Below are 4,408 nucleotides of genomic sequence, written 5' to 3' on the forward strand. Positions count from 1 at the left end.
AGGTCGTCGCCAAGGGCGACGAGAAGGTCACCATCCCCGGCTTCCTGACCCTGGAACGCACCCTGCGGGCTGCGCGCACCGGCCGTAACCCGCAGACCGGCGACCCGGTCCAGATCCCGGCCGGTCACGGCGTCAAGGTTTCCGCCGGTTCCAAGCTCAAGGAAGCCGCAAAGGGGTGATCCCTCACCGATGCCCGGCCCGGACGGCGGCGGCGCCAGGCATCGGACCTCGGCCGACGGGGTGCCGTCACGTTATCGGGTGATCATCCGACGGGGCTCCGGGGCGTCGAGGCCCGGCTCAGGGAGGGCGGCAGGGCAGTTCGAGGTCCTGCCGACGCAGCCGGCTGAGCTGTTCCCGCTCCGGGCCGGTCGGCCCTTCCCGTGGGAGCTCCGGAAGAATCGGCGGGAAACGGGAGGATGAGATCCTCGGTAGTCGCCCTCAGGGCTTGGCGGTAGTGCGTGATGAGCACATCACCGATCGAGTCCCAGGTGCGGGCCGCGACAGCGGTGCGGCCTGCGTGACCGAATGCGGAACGCAGGCCCCCGGACCGGGCGAGTCGGTCCACGGCTCCGCACAGCGCGGATCCATCGCCCGCGGGTATGAGGAACCCCGTCCGGCCGTGGTCCACCAGGTCCAACGGCCCGCCCGCTGCCGGCGCGACGACAGGCAGCCTGCTCGCCATCGCCTCCTGAATGGTCTGTCCGAACGTCTCGAACTGCCCCGTGTGTACGAATATGTCCAGCGAGGCGTAGACGCGAGCCAGGTCGTGTCCGGTTCGACGGCCCAGAAAGATCGCGCCGGGCAGGGCGCGCTCCAACCGGGTCCTACAGGGGCCGTCGCCGACGATGACGACACGTACGCCGGGCAGAGAACACACACCCGCCATCAGCTCGACCTGTTTCTCCGGCGCGAGCCGCCCTACGTACCCCACGATTACCTCTCCGGCCGGCGCGAGTGCCCGGCGGAGCGCATGGTCGCGATGGTGCGGGGAGAAGCGCATCGAGTCCACGCCGCGCGGCCATAGATGGACGCGCGGGATCCCGTGTGTGACGAGATCTCGACGTGAGGACTCGGAGGGGGCGAGTGTCCGGTCGGCGGCTGAATGAATGTTCCGGATCCGCCTCCACGCCTGCCGTTCCATGATGTTGGCCACGGAAGGGAGGTAGGTTCTGGCATAAGCGGCCATGTCGGTCTGGAAAACGGCGACGGTGGCGATGCCGGATTTTCTGGCCGCGGCGATCCCCTGGGATCCCAGCACGAACGGGCTGGCCAGGTGGATGATGTGGGGTTGGTGAAGGGAAATCGCCCTGGCCACGTGGCGTCCTGGAAGTGCGATACGGACTTCAGGATATCCTGGAAGCGGAATCGAGCGGACGCGGATCACGGGGAACATGTTCCCCCACTGGGCCAGATCGTCGGCGCGGTGCGAGCGCCGGCCGGTTTCAGGGGAGACGATGACAGGGATATGGCCCTTTTTGAAGAGATCCTCGGCCGTTCTCAAGGCGCTGTGGGCGACGCCGTTCAGCTGGGGGAAGAAGGACTCCGCGACGACGAGGACGCGCAGACGCTCGGCTCCGGCGGCGCCACTGCGGGCAGCGGAACCTGCCGTCTCGGCTGGACGGGCGTCCCGAGAATTCGACGCCAACTGCACTTCAGGAAACTTCGGCATGCGACCCTCGCGGTGAATGGTGAACGGAAACCAACGATCCGCTGCTGATCGGCTCGGGTCCGCGTCGCCTCCCGATCACAGGGGCCGTCCCCGGCCGGACGGCGGGGACGGGTTCGTGCCAGCCGGGGGGCTTGACCAGGTAACCGACGCGGCCGGACCAGGTGCGGGCGTGTCGGACGTCGCGGAGAAGGCTGACGAACTCGTGGTAATTGGCCTTGAGCGGGTTGAAGGTGTCGATGTTCGTGGCCAGGCCGTAGCGGACGCGTTCAACTTCTTCCGCGTAACTGCCGAAGATCCGGTCCCAGACGATGAGGATTCCGCCGTAGTTCTTGTCTAGGTAGGGATTGTTCGCGCCGTGATGGACGCGGTGGTGTGACGGAGTGTTGAACATGAACTCGACCGCTCTGGGAAGTCGGTCGATCCGCTCGGTGTGGAGCGGGTATTGGTAGAGCAGAATGATGATGTGGGCGGTGAAGATCATCCATACCGGGATGCCGATCAGGGCCAGGGGCACGTCCACCACGTTGGCCAGGAATGCTCCAGGTATCAGGCAGGGCAGGCGGACGGCTGTCGAGAGGTTGAAGTGCCGGCTTGAGTGATGAACGCTGTGCCCGGCCCAGAGCAGTCGGATACGGTGATTCATCCGGTGCCGGAAGTAGAAGGCGAATTCGGTGAGGATGATCGCCGCCACCCAGACCCACCACGCCGACCCGGGAAGGGTGAACGGGGCGAAGGACGCTGCAATCGCCACGAGCGGAAGCTCGATGAACCGGGCCAGCAGCAATTCGATCCGGCCGACCACGAAGATGGACAGGCTGGTGGCGGTGTCCCGCACGGAGACGCCGGCCCGCCGTGCGTCCGGGGCCTTGTCCCGGGAATATCCGACGAACTCTATGGCCATCAGCAGAAGCAGAACCGGTATTGCATACGTTCCTGCACGGATTGCGCTCTCCATTGATTCCACCCTGTTGTAGCGGTGCTGGATACCGCCCGGCAGCAGGCGGCAGGGATGCATTCCGGGCCGGGAGGCCCTGCCTCAGCATCGCGCTCCGGCCGGGACGCGCGCCCCAGGGAGAGTCCCTAGTCCCGCACCCCTGTCCCCTAGCATCGAACCTTCGTGAAGGACCGTCGGATCGTCCGGCGGTGCTGCTGTCGGCGCCGCCCCGGCACGGGCCGGGATGTCCGGCCGGATCCGGCCTCGTCGATCGGCGGACCGCAGGCCCGCCTCCACCGTCAGGGCGTGGGGATACCGTCGGCCGGGGCGGTGGCGGGGGGTGTGGTGTAGGGGGTGACCGGGCCGTCGCCGGCGTCGGTGGTCATCGGCTGGCCCTGCAGGACGATCCTGTCGCCTTGGATGACGCCGATCTGTGTGCCGGTGTAGCCGGCGCGCGAGGTCTTGCTGAAGCCGAACGGGACCAGACCGGGCCCCGTGAAGTTCCCTTGCTCCGTGGCGTCCACGATCGACTGACGGGTCGGGTTCTTGCCGGCCCGCTGGAGTGCCTGGACGAAGGTGTAGGCGATGGACATGCCGAAGTTGGTCGCCTGGCTCAGCGGAAGGGACGGCGCGTAGGTGTCGCGGACCTTCTTGTACAGCGCGTACCAGCTGGTCGTGGTGTCGGAGATCGGCCAGGTGAAGGAGTCGGTGACGATTCCCTGGACGAGTGAGTTGCCCTGTTCGCCGCTCTGTTGGGCGTAGGGGGCCAGCAGGGCGGAGAGGGTGGTGGGGTCGGCGCCGGCGAAGCTCGCCACCAGTTGGGCGGAATTGCCGGTTTTGAGTTGTGCGATCTTGAGCTGTGCGAGGTACGTCGGGATGGCGAATGCGACGATCACATCGGCCTTGGACTGGGCGATGGCGTCCATCTGCGGGTTGATGTCGAGGTTGCCGGGTTGGTAGGTCTGACGCGATACGACGGACGAGGCCGGTAGGACTGCGTCCAGTCCCTTGATACCGTCCGCGCCCAGGGCGTCGTCCTGGGTGAAGTAGGCGATCTTCTTCCCGGGGAAGGCGGACGCCACGTACGTACCGAGGACCTTGCCCTCGCGCACGTAGTCGGTCGGCCATCCGAAGGTGTACGGGTGCGTGGACGGTGAGTCCCAGCAGGTACAGCCGGACCCCACGAACAGGTCGGGGACCTTCTGCGCGTTGAGATAGTCGACGACCTTCGTGTGGGTCGGGGTCCCCAGGCCCCCCACGATGGCGAAGACGTTGTCCTGCTCGACGAGCTGGTGCATCACGTCCACCGTCTTGGCGGGGTTGTAGGCGTCGTCCTTGTCATTGAAGACGATCTTCCGGCCGTTGACCCCGCCATGGTCGTTGACGTAGTCGAAGTACGCCTTCATGGCCGGGCCCGCATCGCCGAGTCCTGCCGCGGCGGGCCCGGTCAGTGGGTGGTGGCTGCCGATCGTGACCGTCGTAGCCGTCACCCCGGGCGCAGACGCCTGGCCTCCACCACCGTCGGAACCGCATCCGGTCAGCGCGAGAGCCAGAACGGCGACGAGTGTGACGGCAGGCGGATATCTGAACATCGGACTCCTCGGCAGACCTGAGGTGACCCGTGAACGCATGATCTACGGCGCACGGCCCATACGGGCAATGAGATCACCACAGATCCGCACAGGGCGCGAGACGGCTCGCCGCGTGAGCCGCCTCGACCCTGAGGCCTGCCGCTGGTCCGGTCACTCACGAAGGGAGGAGCCGACGGAGGTGGCGGCGGGAGGTGATGCCGAGTTTTTCGTAGA

4 protein-coding genes are annotated in these 4,408 nt (G+C 66.8%); 1 reads left to right on the forward strand and 3 read right to left on the reverse strand.

All coding sequences use genetic code 11. The features are described 5' to 3' along the window. Positions 1-179 (forward strand): HU family DNA-binding protein (locus tag AA75_RS29160; protein WP_033823280.1); only part of this gene is annotated, 179 nt, incomplete at its 5' end. A gap of 83 nt (positions 180-262) precedes the next feature. On the opposite strand, the gene AA75_RS29165 is transcribed toward AA75_RS29160, so the two are convergent. From AA75_RS29165 to AA75_RS29175, 3 genes are all read right to left on the reverse strand, one after another. Then, positions 263-1,564, reverse strand: coding sequence for a glycosyltransferase family 1 protein (locus AA75_RS29165; protein WP_082526901.1), 1,302 nt, complete (start codon positions 1,562-1,564; stop codon positions 263-265). Between the two features lie 88 nt (positions 1,565-1,652). After that, positions 1,653-2,570 carry a sterol desaturase family protein gene (locus AA75_RS29170; RefSeq protein ID WP_233289242.1) on the reverse strand — a complete coding sequence of 306 codons (918 nt, stop codon included), beginning with the start codon at positions 2,568-2,570 and terminating at the stop codon, positions 1,653-1,655. A gap of 332 nt (positions 2,571-2,902) precedes the next feature. Then, positions 2,903-4,093: an ABC transporter substrate-binding protein gene (locus AA75_RS29175; RefSeq protein WP_233289243.1), complete on the reverse strand. Its 1,191-nt coding sequence runs from the start codon at positions 4,091-4,093 to the stop codon at positions 2,903-2,905. Positions 4,094-4,408: the final 315 nt, after the last annotated feature.

It is taken from the genome of Kitasatospora sp. MBT63, assembly GCF_000710465.2.
In the GTDB taxonomy this organism is placed as follows: Bacteria; Actinomycetota; Actinomycetes; order Streptomycetales; family Streptomycetaceae; genus Kitasatospora.

Coding starts and splice junctions, on each gene's coding strand:
- AA75_RS29170 (WP_233289242.1), bottom strand. CDS start 2,570: ATGGCCATAGAGTTCGTCGGATATTCCCGGGACAAGGCCCCGGACGCA.